The 18,851-nt window shown below is 61.8% G+C and carries 14 protein-coding genes; 11 read left to right on the forward strand and 3 right to left on the reverse strand.

The features are described 5' to 3' along the window. Positions 1-8 precede the first annotated feature (8 nt). From Tal182_RS23740 to Tal182_RS23770, 7 genes are all read left to right on the forward strand, one after another. Positions 9-1,169: an acyl-CoA dehydrogenase family protein gene (locus Tal182_RS23740; protein WP_085861246.1), complete on the forward strand. Its 1,161-nt coding sequence runs from the start codon at positions 9-11 to the stop codon at positions 1,167-1,169. 4 nt (positions 1,170-1,173) lie between these two features. After that, a complete protein-coding gene (locus tag Tal182_RS23745) occupies positions 1,174-3,228 on the forward strand; it encodes an acetate--CoA ligase family protein (RefSeq protein WP_085861247.1) in 2,055 nt (684 codons plus the stop codon). A gap of 7 nt (positions 3,229-3,235) precedes the next feature. After that, positions 3,236-4,018 carry a carnitinyl-CoA dehydratase gene (locus tag Tal182_RS23750; protein ID WP_085861248.1) on the forward strand — a complete coding sequence of 261 codons (783 nt, stop codon included), beginning with the start codon at positions 3,236-3,238 and terminating at the stop codon, positions 4,016-4,018. A gap of 115 nt (positions 4,019-4,133) precedes the next feature. Next, positions 4,134-5,723: an ABC transporter substrate-binding protein gene (locus Tal182_RS23755; protein ID WP_064819661.1), complete on the forward strand. Its 1,590-nt coding sequence runs from the start codon at positions 4,134-4,136 to the stop codon at positions 5,721-5,723. A 97-nt stretch (positions 5,724-5,820) separates the two neighbouring features. Continuing rightward, complete coding sequence (locus Tal182_RS23760) at positions 5,821-6,828, forward strand: ABC transporter permease (protein WP_085861249.1); 1,008 nt, start codon at positions 5,821-5,823, stop codon at positions 6,826-6,828. Further along, entirely contained in the window at positions 6,825-7,652 is an 828-nt protein-coding gene (locus Tal182_RS23765; protein WP_085861250.1) for an ABC transporter permease, read from the forward strand. Before Tal182_RS23760 ends, Tal182_RS23765 begins: the two co-directional genes overlap by 4 nt. Beyond that, complete coding sequence (locus tag Tal182_RS23770; RefSeq protein ID WP_064806990.1) at positions 7,645-9,276, forward strand: ABC transporter ATP-binding protein; 1,632 nt, start codon at positions 7,645-7,647, stop codon at positions 9,274-9,276. Before Tal182_RS23765 ends, Tal182_RS23770 begins: the two co-directional genes overlap by 8 nt. 59 nt (positions 9,277-9,335) lie before the next feature. On the opposite strand, the gene Tal182_RS23775 is transcribed toward Tal182_RS23770, so the two are convergent. Beyond that, a complete protein-coding gene (locus Tal182_RS23775; protein WP_085861251.1) occupies positions 9,336-10,121 on the reverse strand; it encodes a helix-turn-helix transcriptional regulator in 786 nt (261 codons plus the stop codon). 121 nt (positions 10,122-10,242) lie between these two features. Between Tal182_RS23775 and Tal182_RS23780 the strand changes: the two genes are divergently transcribed. Further along, a complete protein-coding gene (locus tag Tal182_RS23780) occupies positions 10,243-11,823 on the forward strand; it encodes an ABC transporter substrate-binding protein (protein ID WP_004674682.1) in 1,581 nt (526 codons plus the stop codon). 21 nt (positions 11,824-11,844) lie between these two features. Continuing rightward, a complete protein-coding gene (locus tag Tal182_RS23785) occupies positions 11,845-13,848 on the forward strand; it encodes a CocE/NonD family hydrolase (RefSeq protein ID WP_085861252.1) in 2,004 nt (667 codons plus the stop codon). Positions 13,849-13,851: 3 nt separating this feature from the next. Here the strand turns inward: Tal182_RS23785 and Tal182_RS23790 are convergent, their stop codons facing one another. Next, the gene (locus tag Tal182_RS23790) at positions 13,852-14,763 is read right to left on the reverse strand and encodes an alpha/beta hydrolase (RefSeq protein ID WP_085861253.1); all 912 of its coding nucleotides are present in this window, start codon (positions 14,761-14,763) and stop codon (positions 13,852-13,854) included. A gap of 265 nt (positions 14,764-15,028) precedes the next feature. Here Tal182_RS23790 and Tal182_RS23795 point away from each other — a divergent pair, with 265 nt between their 5' ends. Together Tal182_RS23795 and Tal182_RS23800 are read left to right on the forward strand one after the other, a co-directional pair. Then, a complete protein-coding gene (locus Tal182_RS23795; RefSeq protein ID WP_085861254.1) occupies positions 15,029-15,553 on the forward strand; it encodes an RNA polymerase sigma factor in 525 nt (174 codons plus the stop codon). Further along, positions 15,550-17,649, forward strand: a complete 2,100-nt coding sequence (locus tag Tal182_RS23800) for a VWA domain-containing protein (protein WP_085861255.1) — start codon at positions 15,550-15,552, stop codon at positions 17,647-17,649. Before Tal182_RS23795 ends, Tal182_RS23800 begins: the two co-directional genes overlap by 4 nt. 253 nt (positions 17,650-17,902) lie before the next feature. Here the strand turns inward: Tal182_RS23800 and Tal182_RS23805 are convergent, their stop codons facing one another. Continuing rightward, the gene (locus Tal182_RS23805; RefSeq protein WP_085861256.1) at positions 17,903-18,829 is read right to left on the reverse strand and encodes an SMP-30/gluconolactonase/LRE family protein; all 927 of its coding nucleotides are present in this window, start codon (positions 18,827-18,829) and stop codon (positions 17,903-17,905) included. Positions 18,830-18,851: the final 22 nt, after the last annotated feature.

The following is an 18,851-nucleotide window of genomic DNA, read 5'->3' on the forward strand; positions in this document are numbered from 1 at the left end:
GGATCGGCATGGATTTTGGTCTCAGCGAAGAACAAGAAATGATCGTCGAGACGGTTCGCGCTTTCGTCGAGACCGAGATCTATCCGCATGAGAATGAGGTCGAGCGCAGCGGCATCGTCCCGCCGGAGCTTGGACGCGAGATCCAGCGCAAATGCATCGATCTCGGCTTCTATGCCTGCAATTTTCCCGAGGAGGTCGGCGGCGCCGGCCTCGACCACGTCACCTTCACGCTGGTGGAGCGGGAGCTCGGGCGCGGCTCGCTCGGCCTGACGGTTTTCTTCGGCCGTCCCTCGGGCATCCTGATGGCCTGCGAGGGCGAGCAGCGCCAGCGTTATCTCCTGCCGGCGGTGCGCGGCGAGAAGATCGATGCGCTTGCCATTACCGAGCCGGATGCCGGTTCCGACATGCGCGGCATGAAGTGTGCTGCCCGCCGCGACGGCGGGGACTTCGTGCTGAACGGCACGAAGCATTTCATCTCGCATGCCGATGTCGCTGACTTCGTCATCGTCTTTGCCGCGACGGGCGAGGAGGAAACGCCGAAGGGCATCAAGAAGAAGATCACCGCCTTTCTCGTCGATCGCGGCACGCCGGGATTCGAGATCTTGAAGGGCTATGATTCCGTCTCGCATCGCGGCTATCACAACTGTACCCTGAGCTTTACCGATTGCCGGATTCCTGAAGCCCAGGTGCTGGGCGAGGTGCATCGTGGCTTCGATATCGCCAATCAATGGCTCTACGGCACGCGGCTGACGGTTGCCGCCACCTGCGTCGGCCGGGCGCGGCGCGTCTTCGAGATGGCCTTGCCCTATGCCGCCGAACGCAAGCAGTTCGGCAAGCCGATCGGCGCTAATCAGGGCGTGTCGTTCAAGCTCGCCGACATGATCACCGAGATCGACGCGGCCGACTGGCTGACCCTTGCCGCCGCCTGGCGGATCGATGCCGGTCTCTCGGCCGACCGGCAGATTGCCTCGGCGAAGCTCTATGCCTCCGAAATGCTGGCGCGCGTGACGGATGAGGCGATCCAGATCTACGGCGGCATGGGTCTGATGGATGACCTGCCGCTTGCCCGGTTCTGGCGCGATGCGCGCGTCGAGCGCATCTGGGACGGCACGTCCGAAATCCAACGGCATATCATCAGCCGCGACCTGCTCCGGCCGCTGGGAGCGTGAGCCGATGACATCCACCCCGCTCGACCGCCTGCTCAGACCGCAAACGATCGCCGTCTTCGGCGGCCGCGAGGCGCGCCGGGTGATCGAGCAATGCGACCGAATGGGTTTTGCCGGCGAAATCTGGCCCGTTCATCCCAAATTGGACGAGGTGCTCGGGCGGCCCTGCTACCGCTCCCTTTCCGATCTGCCTGCCGCACCGGACGCCGCCTTTGTCGGCGTTAATAGAGCGCTTACCGTCGACATCGTGCGCGGCCTTTCGCGCGCCGGCGCCGGCGGGGCGGTCTGTTATGCATCGGGCTTCAGCGAGGCGACGGCGGAACTTGCCGATGGCGCGGAGCTGCAGCGGGCTCTTGTCGAGGCGGCCGGCGACATGCCGATCCTCGGGCCGAACTGCTACGGGCTCATTAACGGCCTCGATGGCGCGCTTCTCTGGCCCGACCAGCACGGCATGAAGCGCGTCGAACACGGCGTCGCGATCCTCACGCAGTCGTCCAATATCGCTATCAACCTCACCATGCAGACCCGTGGGCTGCCGATCGCCTATGTGGTCACCGCAGGCAACCAGGCGCAGACATCACTTGCCGATGTCGCCTGCGCGCTCATCGACGATCCGCGCATCACGGCAGTCGGCCTGCACGTCGAAGGGTTCGGCGATCTCTCCGCCCTTGAACGTCTTGCCGCCATTGCCCGCCAGTCGAAGAAGCCGGTCGTTGTGCTGAAGGTGGGCAGGTCCGAGCAGGCAAGACACGCGGCGGTGTCGCATACCGCCTCGCTTGCCGGCAGTGATGCGGTAGCGGATGCCGTGCTCGCCCGCCTCGGCATCGGCCGTGTCCAAAGCCTGCCGGCGCTGATCGAAACTCTGAAGCTTCTGCATATCGCCGGGCCTCTCCCGAACCGATCGATCTCATCCATGAGCTGTTCGGGCGGCGAGGCTTCGCTGATGGCGGATGCCGCCGTCGGCCGCAAGGTGGAATTCCCGGCCTTGCAGCCGCAGCAATTGGCGCGTCTGCGGCAGGTGCTGGGCGAGATGGTGGCGCTTTCCAACCCGCTCGACTACCACACCTTCGTTTGGGGCGATGCGGCGCGCCAGACGGAAGCCTTTACCGCCATGTTCGCGGGTGGCTGTGCCCTCAACCTTGTCGTCCTCGATTTTCCGCGCGGCGACCGCTGCGATGCAGCCGAATGGATGACGACGGCAGACGCCGTCATCGCTGCCGCCTCTGCGACCGGTGCGCTCGCCGGTCTTCTCGCAACCCTTCCCGAGAACATGCCGGAGCCAGTCGCCGATCGTCTGATGGCAAACGGTATCGTCGCTTTCTCCGGCATCGATGAAGCCATCACCGCCGCAGAAGTCGCCGCCGCTATCGGCCGGGCCTGGGATCGCCCGCCACCACCCCCGCTGCTCGATGTGCGCCCTATGGACGGCGAGATCGAAACGCTGACGGAAGCGGATGCAAAGATCGAACTTTCTGCCTGCGGCCTTCCCGTTCCCCGAGGGCTGCAGGCCTTTTCTTCCCGCGAAGCCGCAGAGCAGGCCGAACGGCTCGGCTTCCCCGTCGTTCTGAAGGGCCTCGGCATAGCGCACAAGACAGAGGCAGGAGCTGTCGTGCTCAATCTTAGGAATGCGCAGGCCGTATCGGATGCGGCAGCGGCCATGGCCTGCGATGCCGGTTATCTCGTCGAGAAGATGATCGATCCTCCGGTCGCGGAGCTCATCGTCGGCGCCTCCCGCGATCCCGTCTTCGGATTGTCGCTGACATTGGGAGCGGGCGGAATTTTCGTGGAATTGCTCAAGGATTCGGTCATCCTGCCGCTTCCGGCGACGAAAGCCGAGATCCACGCAGCGATTTCGCGTCTCAAGATTGCGAAATTGATTCATGGCTATCGCGGCCGGCCGAGAGGCGATCTGGAAGCTGCCGTCGATGCTGTCGCAGCTACGGCAGAATATGTCGTAACGAATGCGGTGCGACTGGAGGAACTGGACCTTAATCCGTTGATGGTTCTTCCCGAAGGGCGCGGTGTGGCCGCAGTTGATGCCCTCATACGGCGAAGGAGGTAACGCAGGTTTGAGCGACCCTATTCGCACACGACGTGACGGCGGCGTTCTGGAAGTCGTCATCGACCGGCCGAAGGCGAATGCCATCGACCTTGCGACCAGCCGTGTCATGGGATTGATCTTCCGCGATTTCCGCGATGATCCCGAGTTGCGCGTCGCCATCGTGACGGGTGGGGGCGAAAAGTTCTTCTGCGCCGGATGGGACCTGAAGGCGGCCGCATCAGGCGATGCGGTCGACGGCGATTACGGTGTCGGCGGCTTTGGCGGACTGCAGGAACTGCGCGACCTCAACAAGCCAGTCATTTGCGCGGTCAATGGCATCTGTTGTGGCGGCGGATTGGAGATAGCGCTTTCGGCCGATCTGATCCTCGCCGCCGAGCATGCGACGTTCGCCCTGCCGGAAATCCGCTCGGGCACGGTTGCCGATGCGGCGTCGATCAAGCTGCCGAAGCGTATTCCCTATCACATCGCCATGGACATGCTTTTAACAGGGCGCTGGCTCGACGTGCACGAGGCGCATCGCTGGGGCTTCGTCAATGAGGTCCTGTCGGCCGATCGGCTGATGGCGAGAGCCTGGGAGCTCGCCCGCCTGCTCGAAAGCGGGCCGCCGCTTGTCTATGCGGCCATCAAGGAAATCGTGCGAGAAGCGGAGGGTTCGACGTTCCAGACTGCCATGAACAAGATCACCAAACGGCAATTTGCAACCGTCGACCGCCTCTATTCGAGCGCAGACCAATTGGAAGGCGTCCGCGCCTTCGCCGAGAAGCGCACCCCCATTTGGAAAGGAGAATAGTCAGGCGGCAACAACCGCTATGTTTCCCGCATGATGCGGGCACCGGAGGTGGAGAGGAAACCGCCTGCGACCTGCCCGGAAGTTCTGTCAACGCACACAAAGAAGGAACTGGGGAATGAACGACTATACGAAATACCTCGCAAGCCGCGTCACCGCGGGCGGGCTCAGCCGCCGCGAATTCATGGGACGCGCCATGGCGGCGGGCATCACACTCGCCGTTGCCGACAAGCTCTTCACCGAAAGCGCCGAAGCCGCCGAACCGAAGCACGGCGGCCACCTGAAGCTCGGCCTTGAAGGTGGTGCCGCCACCGATTCCAAGGACCCGGCGAAATTCCTGTCGCAGTTCATGTTCTGCGTCGGCCGCTGCTGGGGCGACATGCTGGTTGAGTCAGACCCACTGACCGGTGCGGCCGTGCCGGCGCTCGCCGAATCCTGGGAGCCGTCGAAGGACGCCGTTACCTGGACCTTCAAGATCCGCAAGGGCGTCAAATTCCACGATGGCAAGGAACTGACGATCGATGACGTCGTCGCGACGCTGAAGCGTCACACCGATAAAAAGTCGGAATCCGGCGCGCTCGGCGTTCTCGGCTCGATAAAGGAGATCAAGGCTGACGGCGGCAACCTGGTGCTGACGCTCAGCGAAGGCAATGCCGACATGCCGTTGCTGCTCTCCGACTATCATCTGGTGATCCAGCCGAATGGCGGCGTCGACGATCCCCTCGCCTCGATCGGCACCGGCCCCTATAAGCTGACGAGCTTCGAGCCTGGTGTACGCGCTACCTTCGAGAAGAACAAGGATGACTGGCGCAGCGACCGAGGTTACGTCGATTCGATCGAGATCATCGGCATGAACGACGCAACCGCCCGCATCGCCGCACTGTCGTCCGGCCAGGTGCACTATATCAACCGCGTCGATCCGAAGACCGTCAACCTCCTGAAACGCGCCCCCAATGTCGAGATCCTCTCGACTGCCGGCCGCGGCCATTACGTCTTCATCATGCATTGCGACAAGGCGCCGTTCGACAATAACGACCTGCGGTTGGCGCTCAAATACGCCATGGACCGCGAAACCATGGTGCAGAAGATCCTCGGCGGTTACGGCAAGGTCGGCAACGATTTTCCGATCAACGCCACTTATGCGCTGTTCCCCGAAGGCATCGAGCAACGCGCCTACGATCCCGACAAGGCGGCCTTCCACTACAAGAAGTCAGGTCATAGCGGCTCGGTGCTGCTGCGCACCTCCGAAGTCGCCTTCCCCGGCGCCGTCGACGCGGCTGTCCTCTATCAGGAAAGCTGCAAGAAGGCCGGCATCGAGATCGAGGTCAAGCGCGAGCCGGGCGACGGCTACTGGACCAATGTCTGGAACGTCCAGCCCTTTTCGACCTCATACTGGGGCGGCCGGCCGACGCAAGATCAGATGTATTCGACCGCCTATCTCTCGACGGCGGACTGGAACGACACCAAGTTCAAGCGTCCTGACTTCGACAAGCTGTTGTTGCAGGCCCGTTCCGAGCTTGATGAAGCCAAGCGCAAGGACATGTATCGCACCATGGCGATGATGGTGCGCGATGAAGGCGGCGTGATCCTGCCGATGTTCAACGACTTCGTGAACGCCTCTACCAAGCAGGTGAAGGGGTATGTCCACGACATCGGCAACGACATGTCGAACGGCTACGTCGCAACCCGCGTCTGGCTGGACGCCTGATGGCAAGGGGTGCAGCGCCCCTCCAATCTCCGACGAAGCTGGGACCGTGGGAAGAAAACCCGCGGTCCTCCCGACGTTTTAGCCAAAGGCATTTGCCATGACCAACCCTGCCCCAAGCAATATCTTGCCGGGCCTGAGGCTCCGGCAGCGTTTTCCGTTGCTTGCCCTCATCCTCGAGCGCTTCGTGCTCAGCATTATTCTGCTTTTTGCGGTTTCCATCCTGATCTTCGGCGGGCTGGAAGCCCTGCCCGGCGATTTTGCCACCACCTATCTCGGCCAGTCGGCAACGCCGCAGGCCGTTGCCAATATCCGCCAGGATCTCGGACTGGACCGTCCGGTGACGACACGTTACGTCGAGTGGCTCGGCAATGCCGTCCAGGGTGACTTCGGCACCTCCTGGGCCAGCAAGAATTCGGTGAGCGAGCAGATCGGCAAACGTCTCGGCAATTCGCTCTTCCTGGCGGGGTTCGCCGCGGTGATTTCGGTGCCGCTGGCAGTCGGCCTCGGCATGTTCTCGGTGCATTTCCGCAACCGCATGCCGGATAAGATCATTAACGTGATCTCGCTTGCCGCGATCTCGCTACCGGAATTCTTCATCGGCTACCTGCTGATCCTCTTCTTCGCCGTGAAGTTCGGCATCGCCACCTTTCCGGCGACCGTCTACGACAGTATGGGCTTCGCCGAGCGGCTGAAGGCGATCGCGCTACCGACCGCTACCCTGGTGCTCGTCGTATTGGCGCATATGATGCGTATGACCCGGGCTGCGATCCTCTCGGTGATGTCGTCGGCCTATATGGAGACCGCCGAGCTTAAGGGTCTCAGTGCCTTCCGCGCGATCGTCAAGCACGCCGCCCCCAACGCGCTGGCGCCGATCATTAATGTCGTCGCATTGAACCTCGCCTATCTCGTGGTCGGCGTCGTCGTCGTCGAAGTGGTCTTCGTCTATCCCGGCATGGGGCAATATATGGTCGACGCGGTCACGGTGCGCGACATGCCCGTGGTGCAGGCCTGCGGCCTGATCTTCGCGGCCGTCTACATCTTCCTCAATATGATCGCCGACATTCTTGCGATCGTCGCCAATCCAAGGTTGAGGCATCCGCGATGAGAGCGAGAGACATTCCCATCACTGCCTGGATCGGCTTAACAGGTATTGCCGTCGCCTTCATCTTCGCGCTCTTCGCACCCTGGATCGCGCCCTACGGGGAGACCCAGGTCGTCGGCGACGTGTGGCAGCTGCCTGACGATCACTATATCTTCGGCCTCGACAATCTCGGCCGCGACATCCTCTCGCGGCTGATCTACGGCGCGCGCACGACGCTGCTCGTCGCCTCCGCTGCCACGATCATCTCCTTCTCGCTCGGCATCATCCTGAGCTTCACGGCGGCCGTCTCGCGCGGAATCGTCGACACGATATTTTCCCGCTTCAACGATCTGATGATGTCGATCCCGACGTTGATCTTCGCGCTGGTGGTGCTTGCGGTCCTGCCGCAGAATATCATTGTCCTGATCCTTGTCATGGCGATCCTCGATTCCACTCGCGTCTATCGTCTCGGCCGCGCCGTGGCGCTCGATGTCGCGGTGATGGAATTCGTCGAGGCGGCCAAGCTGCGCGGCGAAGGCAGGCTCTGGATCATCTTCCGGGAAATCCTGCCGAACACGCTGTCGCCGCTGCTGGCCGAGTTCGGACTGCGCTTCGCCTTCTCGATCCTGTTCCTCTCGACGCTGTCCTTCCTCGGCCTCGGGATTCAGCCGCCGGCGGCCGACTGGGGCGGCATGGTCAAGGATAACAAGGATGGGATCATCTTCGGCATTTCAGCCGCATTGGTGCCGGGCACGGCGATTGCGGTGCTCGCCATCTGCGTCAACCTCGTCGTCGACTGGCTCCTGAAACGCACATCCAGCCTCAAGGGAGGGCGTGGCGATGCCTGAGCTTCTTTCCGTTCGCAATCTCAAGATCGAAGCGACCAGCTATCCGCCTGGCGAACCGCCCAAGCGGGTAACGATCGTCGACGGCGTGTCCTTCGACCTCAAGAAGGGCAAGGTTCTCGGCCTGATCGGAGAATCGGGCGCCGGCAAGTCGACGATCGGGCTCTCGGCGCTTGCCTATGGCCGCGGCGGGGCCGAAATCACCGGCGGCGAGGTGCGGCTCGACGGCACCGATATTCTGGCGCTGGGCAAGAACGGCATCCGCAAAATCCGCGGCGCCCGCGTCTGCTATGTCGCGCAATCGGCGGCGGCCGCCTTCAATCCGGCGCACAGGCTCGGCGATCAGGTGATCGAAGCCTCGGTCAAACATGGGCTGATGACGAGGGAGGAGGCGCGCAAACGGGCGCTTTATCTGTTCCGGGTCCTCGGCCTGCCCAATCCCGAAACCTTCGGCGAGCGCTTTGCCCATCAGGTCTCCGGTGGCCAGCTACAGCGCGCGATGACGGCGATGGCGCTCTGCTCCAACCCCGAGCTCATCGTCTTCGACGAGCCGACCACGGCACTCGACGTCACCACGCAGATCGACGTGCTGGCGGCGATCAAGCATGCGATCGAGGAGACCCATACGGCCGCCCTCTACATCACCCACGATCTTGCCGTCGTCGCGCAGATTTCCGACGACATCATGGTCCTGCGCCATGGCAAGCAGGTGGAATATGGCAGTGTTCAGCAGATCATCGAGGCGCCGCGCGAGGACTATACCCGCGCCCTCGTCAATGTCAGGCAGGCCTATCGCGAGGAAGCCGCCGATCAGTCCACGGCCCTTCTCAAAGTGGAGAATGTCAGCGCCGAATATTCCAACGGCTTCAAGGTACTGCACGATGTCTCGCTGCATGTGCCAAAGGGGCAGACGCTTGCCGTCGTCGGCGAATCCGGCTCCGGAAAATCAAGCCTGGCACGCGCCATTACCGGCCTCTTGCCGCCGAAGAGCGGACGCATCGTCTTCGGCGGCAAGCCACTGGTGCCCGATCTGAAGAACCGGCAAAACGACGACCTCAGGCGTATCCAGCTGATCTATCAGATGGCCGACACGGCGATGAACCCGAGGCAGACGGTCCGCGACATCATAGGGCGTCCGTTGACCTTCTATTATGGTCTCAGAGGTGCCGAGAAGACGGCCAGAGTGAAGGAACTGCTCGATCAGATCGAGATGGGCAACGGCTTCATCGACCGCTACCCGGCCGAACTCTCCGGCGGCCAGAAGCAGCGGGTGGCGATCGCAAGAGCCCTTGCCGCCAAGCCCGAGCTCATTCTTTGCGACGAGCCGACCTCGGCGCTCGACCCGCTGGTGGCCGAGGGTATCCTCAAGCTGCTGCTGCGACTACAGCAGGAGGAACAGCTGTCCTACATCTTCATCACCCATGACATCGCGATCGTCCGGGCGATTGCCGACAGCGTGGCGGTGATGCATCGCGGCAAGCTGGTGCGCTTCGGGCCGAAATCGACGGCGCTGTCGCCACCCTTCGACGATTACACCGATCTGCTGTTGAAATCGGTGCCCGAAATGGAAATTGGCTGGCTGGAACGGGTGCTGACGACGCGGAAGATGGCAAGCGCCGGGAATTGAAGGCTCGAAATCTTTCGGCACTCATCCGGATATGATGGCTTCGTTGGAAATCGGTGTCTTCAATACTCTGCCGGCACTGCATACACTTCCGCGGATGGATCTGCGAGGAACGAGCGCACCGTCGGTGGCAGCTGGCGTGAAGACAGCGGCAGTGGTCCGCAACGCGACAGAAGCTCGCGCAGGTTGGGCTCGGCGCCGACATGCCGCCAGATCATCCGCGACGCATACGGGAGATTTTCCCGTCGCCACGAAACTCCCATTGTCGTCCCGCGCAGATAGACGCGCTGGTACTCATCGAATGGCAGGAGGATCGTCTGTGAAAGTACCGGATTCGGGCCGACGACTCGCTCCGTTATGAAGATCCGGTTTCGATAGAAGGCCGCAAGGCCGACATATTTCGAAAATTGCTGGATGCCGTTTCCAGCGTCCCGCAGACGCTCCATTGATTTGACATGCACAAGCCCACCCTTCTCCACAAAGCGGCTGCACGAACAGACAACCATCCCCGGCCAGGACGGGGAGCGATGATAGGTCTGGAAATAGCCAATATGGCGCCGGAGCGCGGTCAGATCGCCTGGGAACGCCTTTAATAGTTCGGAACTTTGATTGAGGTCGAGAGTCGGTTTGCGAAGCCGCTCGCGAAAGAGCCTGGGAGCGAGACCAAAGTCGGCTGCGTCGAGATCGAAATACTTGGCTATGCGCGCGAGATTATGGGCAGACGGCCTCGTCTGGCCGTTGATATATCGATTGAATTGCTGCCGGTTGATATCGATCGCGCGGCAAAGATGCGAAATGGAACGCTGCGTGGCACAGGCGATCTTGAGGTTGTCGACTAGGTGAGGCATCGGCGGTTCCGTCTGAATGATAGCAGCGTAAACTCGCTCAAAGATGCGTCAAGTCGCGAAATTGCGTGAAGCAGCCTGATCTCTACGTTCCCTTCTAATAACGTTGAAAAAGGGAACTGAAATGACACGTGAAAAGGATCAATCTTCGCCTCTGAGTATCGGCCGCCGTCACTTCGTTGGCGGTGCCGTCGCGCTGGGTGCTTTGCCAGTCCTCACCTCCGGCCTCTTGATGCCGCGCGATGCCCGCGCGCAGGAAGCGAAGCGCGGTGGTCATCTGAAACTCGGTCTCAAGGGCGGCGCCACCAGTGATGCGCTCGACCCCGCGACCTATAGCGCCTCGGTGTTATTCGTGATTGGCCGTCTCTGGGGCGACACCCTTGTCGAATCCGACCCTAAGACCGGTACGCCCTTGCCGTCGCTGGCGACTTCCTGGACGCCATCGGCGGACGCATCCGTCTGGACTTTCAAAATCAGGAACGACGTGCAGTTTCACGACGGCAGCAAGATGACCGTCGCGGACATCGTCGCGACACTGAAGCGACACGCGGACAAGAATTCGCAGTCGGGCGCTCTGGGGCTCATGGCCTCGATCACCGGCATCGAAGAAAAAGCGGGCGACCTTGTCCTCACACTTTCGCAAGGCAATGCGGACCTGCCTTTGCTTTTGACCGACTATCACCTGATCATCCAACCGAAGGGCGGCCTCGACAAGCCTGCGGCGGCCATCGGTACAGGTCCTTACATTCTGAAAAGCTTCGAACCGGGCGTTCACGCAACCTTCGAGAAAAACCCGAAGGATTGGCGCTCCGACCGCGGCTTTGTCGACAGTGTCGAAATCCTCGTCATCAACGACAACACCGCCCGCGTTGCCGCACTTGCCTCCGGCCAAGTTCATTTCGTCAACAATGTCGACCCCAAGACAGTCCCGATGCTGCAGCGAGCACCGACCGTCGAAATCCTCCGGAATGCAGGCAAGGGCTTCTATTGTTTCCTAATGCATTGCGACACGGCTCCCTTCGACAACACCGATCTTCGGCTTGCGCTGAAATATGCCATCGATCGTCAGGCGATCCTCGACAAGGTTCTGGGCGGCTACGGAGCCATCGGCAACGACTATCCGGTCAATTCCAACTACGCTCTCGCCCCGACCGATATCGAGCAGCGCCCTTATGATCCAGACAAGGCCGCCTTCCACTTCAAGAAAGCGGGTCTCGACCGCTCCATTCAGCTGCTCACGTCAGACGCAGCCTTTCCGGGCGCTGTGGATGCGGCGATCCTGTTCCAGCAAAGCGCGCGCAAGGCCGGCATCACGATCGACGTCAAGCGCGAACCGGAAGACGGCTACTGGACCAATGTCTGGAACAAGCAGCCCTTCTGCGCCTCGTTCTGGGGCGGTCGTCCGACCCAGGATTCGCGCTATTCCACCTCTTACCTGTCGACCGCAGAATGGAACGACACGCGTTTCAAGCGCCCTGACTTCGACAAATTGGTTCTGCAAGCAAGGTCAGAACTTGATGAGGCCAAGCGCAAGGTGCTTTATCGGCAATTGGCCCTGATGGTGCGAGACGATGGCGGTCTGATCCTGCCCGTCTTCAACGACTACATCATGGCCTCTTCGAAAATGCTGAAGGGATATGTCGACGATATCGGCAACGATATGTCCAACGGCTACATCGGCAGCCGCGTGTGGCTTAATGCCTAAAGCTCTTCTGGATATATGACAATGTCAGACCGCAGCTTCACAACCATCGAAAATCAGTGGATCACCTTGAAGGATCGGACGCGGCTGGCGGCACGCATCTGGATGCCCGACGGCGCTGAGCAGAATCCCGTTCCTGCCGTCTTCGAATTCCTGCCCTACCGCAAGCGCGACGGCACCAGCCCCAGGGATGAGTCGACCTATCCGGTCTTTGCGGCCGCCGGCATTGCCGGCGTGCGGGTCGATATCCGCGGATCGGGCGAATCCGACGGCGTCATCGACGGCGAATATACCGAGCGTGAACTTGCCGATGCCTGCGAGTTGATCGCCTGGATCGCGGCGCAGCCCTGGTCGAACGGCTCGGTCGGCATGATGGGCATCTCCTGGGGCGGCTTCAACAGCCTGCAGGTCGCCGCATTGCGGCCGCCGGCGCTCAAAGCCGTCATCTCGATCGCCTCGACCGTCGACCGCTATAATGACGATATCCACTACAAGAACGGCTGCCATCTTTCCGCCCAGCTCTCATGGGCGGCGACGATGCTTGGCTATCAGTCACGCCCGCCCGATCCGGCACTTGTCGTCGAGCGCTGGAAGGAGATGTGGCTGGAACGCCTGGCGGGCGAACCCTTTTTCATGGAGGAGTGGCTGGCCCATCAGCGGCGCGATGATTTCTGGCGTCACGGCTCGATCTCGGAGGATTTTTCGAGCGTCGAGATCCCGACGCTCGTGATTGCCGGCTGGGCCGATGGCTACCGCAATACGCCGTTGATGGCGGTCGAGGGTCTGGGCGAGAAAGCGAAGGCACTGATCGGTCCCTGGGTGCACAAATATCCGCACTTCGCCTGGCCGAAACCGCGCGCCGATTTCCATGGCGAAGCGATCGCCTGGTGGAACAAATGGCTGCGTGGCGAGGACAATGGCATCGACAGACTGCCGCAGGCCCGCGCCTATATTCTCGATGCCGTCCGCCCGGCGCCGCGGCGCGACAGCGATCCCGGATTCTGGATCGCGCGGGACGTCTGGACGCCGCCGCATATGCAATGTTTCTACGTCGAGCAATTCGGCAGGCTGACCGAAGGCATGCCGATCCCACATGCGCCCGAGCATCCGGTCTATGTGCGTTCTTCACTCGATACCGGCACGGCATCGGGTGAATATTTCACGCTGAAGCCCGACGCCGAAATGGCGATCGATCAACGCTGCGACGATGCCGGCTCGCTGGTCTTCGATACCATGCCGCTTGCCGATGATTGCGACTATCTCGGTCGGCCGGTGCTGACACTGCGGCTGCGGCCCCGGGCGGCGCATGCGAACCTCTGCGCCCGGCTCGTCGATGTTCATCCTGATGGCACGGCGACGCGGGTCGCCTTCGGCGTCGTCAATCTCACCCATCGCGACGGCAATGCCGATCCGAAGCCGCTGATCCCGGGCGAGATGGTGTCGATCCGATTAGTGCTCGATGCCTGCGGCTATCGTTTCCGCAAGGGGCATCGCATCCGCCTTTCGCTGTCCACCGCCTATTGGCCGATGATCCTGCCGCCGCCTGAGAACGAAGGGATCGACATCGATATCGCCTCGCTCGGTCTGGGGCTGCCGATGCTCGGCGATCATCGCAGGATTGAAATCGCCGAACCGGCCAACCCCGATCCCCTGCCGAAATATATCGAGCATGCGGCTGCCGCGACGAAACGGCAGATCGTCCGGGATCTCTCGGCCAATCGGACGGACTATCGCATCCATGAGGAGACCGGGCTTTACGAACATCCCAACACGGGCCTGTCGACCCGGCAATTGCGCGAGGAAGTCTGGTCGATTTCGCCGGATGATCCGCTGTCGATGACCGGTGTGTCGACCTGGACCTGCGACATGCACCGTCCCGGCTGGTTCGTGCGGACGGTGGCAACGGCGCGGATTGCCTGTACCGCAACCGATTGGATCGTCAGCGCCGTCGTCACGGCGTTCGAGGACGACGTGCAGATCTTCGAAAAGATCTTCGCCGAAAAGAAGATTGCGCGCGACCTGATGTGATCGTCAAAGCATGGCGAAATGCCTGACGGCCTCGCAGACAGCACGGAAGCCGTCGCGCGCCCCATCGCTCATATGGCGGGCGCGCAGCCAGGCATGCACCATCTGCGGTTCCTCGCGAAACGAAACCTCGATGCCCTCCGCAGCCAGCCGGGCGGCATAGTGCCGGCCGTCATCGCGAAGCGGATCGAAATGCGCGACGGTGATGAAGGCCGGCGGCAGTCCGACGAGCGAAGCTGCCTGCAGCGGCTCGGCGATCTCGTTTCCTTCAGGTGCCCGCAGGATCTCGCGATAATAGGCGACATCGGCCGTCGTCAGGCCGGGTGCGGCGGCCATTTCCACATAGGAACCTGCGTCGAGGTCGCCGCCGAGGCTGGGGTAGATCAGCACCTGGCCGACAACGCCCGATAGCTCCTCATTGCGCGCCCGCAAGGCAAGGCCTGCCGCAAGATTGCCGCCGGCGCTGTCGCCGATCAGCACGACTTTGTTGCTGGCGGCAAGCAGATGTTTGAGCACGGCGAAGCCGTCATCCGTCTGCGCTGGCCAGCGATATTCAGGGGCCAGCCGGTAATCGACGGAAACGAGTTCGGCGCCGGCAAAATCAGCGATCTCGGCGCAGATGGCGTGATGGCTCTCAAGCGAACCGACAACGAAGCCGCCGCCATGGATATAAAGCAGAATAGTCCGGGTGATGATTTTCCGCGGACGGTAGCGCCGGATCGGTATGCGCTGAACCATGCCGTCCGCAAAGATCATATCCGGGGGCAGCGGGCGGTCGAAGCGCGCACAAAGAGCATCGTACCAAAGCCGCTGCTGCTCGACCGGCGCTTCGACGGCGTCTGCGGGATAGAAGCTATCGCAAATCTGGAGAAACTGCAGAATGCCCTTTTCGGTGGGGACAGGCGATGGAGCGGACATTGAGGGTCCTTTCGATTTTGGACATGCGGATCATGCCCTTGGCCGACTCTGCGTCCATCATGCCCCTTTGCGGCGGAGGCAATCTGTCTGGCCGCGACCCATGGATGTCGCGATGCTTTCTTATTTTGATCTCGCATTTCCAGGGCTTTGCCGCTTTTTCCAAAAAGATCCGATAAAATTTCGGCGACGACCCAAGGAAAGTCCTCGGAGAAACGTCTCAATCCTGAAATAGCATCTTGCTTGATAGCTTGGGGGTAGGTGCGCATTGGATGCGGAGCTCATAGAACGAGCACAGCGCGGCGACCGGGAGGCCTTCGGGCAGCTGGTCTCGCGCCATTATGATTTCGTCCGCGCGACGGCGTGGCGATGGTCGGGCAATTCCACCGATGCGGACGATATCGCCCAGGAGGTCTGCGTCAAAATCGGCGCCGCCATCCGCGACTTTCGCGGCGCCAGCCGCTTCCGGACATGGCTTTATACGCTGACGCTGAACGCCGCTCGCGATCACAGACGCAAACGCGCACGAGAGCAGCAGACGTTCCGCGCCTATGCGGCCGAACCGCAGGCGGATGCGCCGGGCGGAGACGACAACGAGATATCGAGCGCATTATGGGCGGCCGTGCGCGCTTTGCCGGAACGGCAATGCGACGCCGTGCTGCTCGTCTATGGCGAGGGCCTCAGCCATTCGGCCGCCGCCGATGTCATGGGCTGCTCGGAGGCGACCGTCTCCTGGCAGGTCCACGAGGCGCGCAAGCGGCTGAAGGCCATGTTTGGCAAGGAAGAGGTATGATGGACAAGGAACTCGAAAAACTCTCCCGCCTCACCCCGCCCGCCATCGATCCGCAGGCGCGGGCGCGCGCCCTTGCGGCGGCGATGCAGGCCTTCGACAGCGCAGAAAATAATGCAGCGGCAGCCCAAGGAAATGCCAAAGGCTGGCGTCCAAGCTCCATCATCAACTGGATATGGAGCCCTGCTGTGAATAAGAAATTCCTCGCCGGTTCAGCCCTTGCGACGCTGCTCGTCATTCCCGCCGCCGGTTATCTCACCCTCGAGCTGACCCGCAATCAGCCGATTATCGACCAGGAGAAGATCGCCGGCACTGTTTCGAAAAATGGGGTGGCGAAACCGTCCCAACCCAGGCTTTCCGAAGCGCCGGCCGAAGAGAATCGGCCGGCTCAATCGTCTGCGGCTGATAGCGCTCAAATCTTGCAGGACAAGGAGCCTCAGGCGGCAAAGTCCGCCGCGGAGTTGCGCGCTGAATTCGATGCAGGCGAAATCGCCGCTCTCAAGAGCAAGTCGGAGGATTCCGCGGCGGCTCTTGGCATGGCCAAACGTGCTGCGCCGGCCGCTCCTGGTGTGGTTGCTCAGGGCCAGCTGTTGGCTGAACCGATGGCCGTTGCCCCCTCGCCTGTTCCGCCAGCAGATGGGCGTATGCAGATTCAGCTCGATCCCAGCCGCGAACGCTTTGCCAACGCCGCGGCTAATCCGATCAAGAGTGTCGCGGCCGATCCGGTTTCGACCTTCTCCGCCGATGTCGACAGCGCTTCCTATTCCTTCGTCCGCCGGTCGCTCACCGGCGGGGCGATGCCGGATCCGCAATCGGTTCGCGTCGAGGAGATGATCAATTATTTCCCCTATGACTGGCCGGGTCCCGAGACGGCCGACCAGCCCTTCAAGGCGACCGTGACGGTGATGCCGACCCCGTGGAACCACGACACGGAACTGATGCACGTGGCGATCAAGGGTTATGACATCGCGCCGGCGACCGCGCCGCACGCCAATCTCGTCTTTCTGATCGACGTCTCGGGCTCGATGGACGAACCGGACAAGCTGCCGCTGCTGAAGAGCGCCTTCCGGCTGCTGGTCAACAGGCTGAAGGCCGACGACACCGTGTCGATCGTCACCTATGCCGGCAATGCCGGCACGGTGCTCGAGCCGACGCGGGTGGCGGAGAAATCGAAGATCCTGTCGGCGATCGACGGGCTAGAGGCTGGAGGCTCGACCGGCGGCGCGGAGGGCATCGAGGCGGCCTACGATCTTGCCAAAAAGGCTTTCGTCAAGGACGGCGTCAACCGGGTGATGCTGGCGACGGACGGCGACTTCAATGTCGGCCCGGCGAGTGACGAGGATCTGAAACGCATCATCGAGGAGAAACGCAAGGACGGCATCTTCCTGACCGTTCTCGGCTTCGGCCGCGGCAATCTCAACGATTCCCTGATGCAGACGCTCGCCCAGAACGGCAATGGCAGCGCCGCCTATATCGACACGCTGGCGGAGGCGCAGAAGACCTTGGTCGAAGAAGCCGGATCGACGCTGTTTCCGATCGCCAAGGACGTCAAGTTCCAGGTCGAGTTCAACCCGGAACGGATCGCCGAATACCGGCTGATCGGTTATGAGACGCGCGCCCTCAACCGCGAGGATTTCAACAATGACCGCATCGATGCCGGCGATATCGGTTCCGGCCACAGCGTCACGGCGATCTACGAGATTACGCCCAAGGGAAGCCCCGCGGTCATGAATGATGACCTGCGTTACGGCGTACCCAGCAAGGCGCCGGCCGAGGCATCGGGCAGCGCGCATCAGGGCGAGCTCGCCTTCGTCAAGATGCGCTACAAGCGGCCGGGCGAAGACAAGAGCGCCCTGATCACCACGCCGGTCGGTGACGGCAACGCGGTCGCCACCATCGACGCCGCGCCGCAGGACGTCCGCTTCTCGGTGGCCGTCGGCGCCTTCGGCCAAAAACTGAGCCGCATCGCCGCCGTCGATGCCTATTCCTACCAGGCGATTGCCGACCTCGCTGCGGCGTCGCGGGGGACGGATCCCTTCGGCTACAGATCGGATTTGCTCGGTCTCGTCAGGCTGGCTGACAGCCTCAGCCAGCGTTAAGGAGAGGAATCGCCCATGCGCTGGTAGAGGCGGGCCGCCTGAAAAGGCGGCCTCAGGCTTGCGGGCAACCACTGCAAAACCCGCGACGTCATCCTCGGCCTTGTGCCGAGGATCTGCCTCGACCAAGGTAAGTCGCTGAAAACAAACGTTTTACCGTCAAGAAATTATTGTGGTCAGATGCTCGGCACAAGGCCGAGCATGACGGAGGAGAGTTTGTCAACAAACCGAGGCCGCCTGAGAGGCGGCTCAGCGATTATCCCAGTCTTGAGCCGTTGGCCGTGAGATAGACAGCGTAGAGGGAGGTTGTTGCGGTGACGAAGAGGCGGTTCAGTTTCTCGCCGCCGAAAGCGACATTGGAGACGATCTCGGGAATATGGATCTTGCCGAGCAGAGTGCCATCCGGATCGTAAGCATGCACGCCATCGGCGGCGCTCGTCCAGATCCTGCCCTTCCGGTCGACGCGAAAGCCGTCGAAAAAGCCTGAGGTGCATTCGGCGAAAATGCCGAGATCGGCCAGCTTTCCATTCTCCGATACGGCGAGTTTTCGAATATGACGCGGGCCGCCCGCCAGATGCGTACCTCCGGTATCGGCGATGTAGAGCACTGTCTCATCCGGGGAGAAGGCCAGCCCGTTAGGCTTGACGAAATCGGACGTCATCTGCTCGGTCGTGCCTGTTTCCGCATCATGCCGGTAAACATGGCATCCGCCGATTTCCTCTTCGCCGTAGTCGCCCTCGTAATCGTGGAGGATGCCGTAGCTCGGGTCGGTGAACCAGATCGTGCCGTCGGATTTGACGGTGACGTCATTGGGAGAATTGAGCCGTTTGCCCGCAATGCGATCGGCCAGGACGGTCATCCCACCGTCGAAATCCGTCCGCGTGATCCGGCGCGTCAGATGCTCGCAAGTAACAAGCCGTCCCTGGTTGTCGACGGTGTTGCCGTTCGAATTGTTGCTGGGCGAGCGGAAGACCGACGTCTGCCCGCTGGTATCATCGTAGCGCATCATACGATTGTTGGGGATATCCGAGAAGACCAGGTAGCGCCCGGCGGCGAACCAGGCCGGTCCCTCCAGCCAGCGACCGCCCGTCCAAAGCCGCTCGACGCGGGCATGGCCGACGAAGCAGTTTTCAAAGCGCGGGTCGAGAACCTCAAAGCCCGTCCCCTCGATTTCTCCGAACATGATGCTCCCTTCCAAATTGTTA

It is taken from the genome of Rhizobium sp. TAL182 (genome assembly GCF_002117725.1).
GTDB classification, from domain to species: Bacteria; Pseudomonadota; Alphaproteobacteria; order Rhizobiales; family Rhizobiaceae; genus Rhizobium; species Rhizobium esperanzae.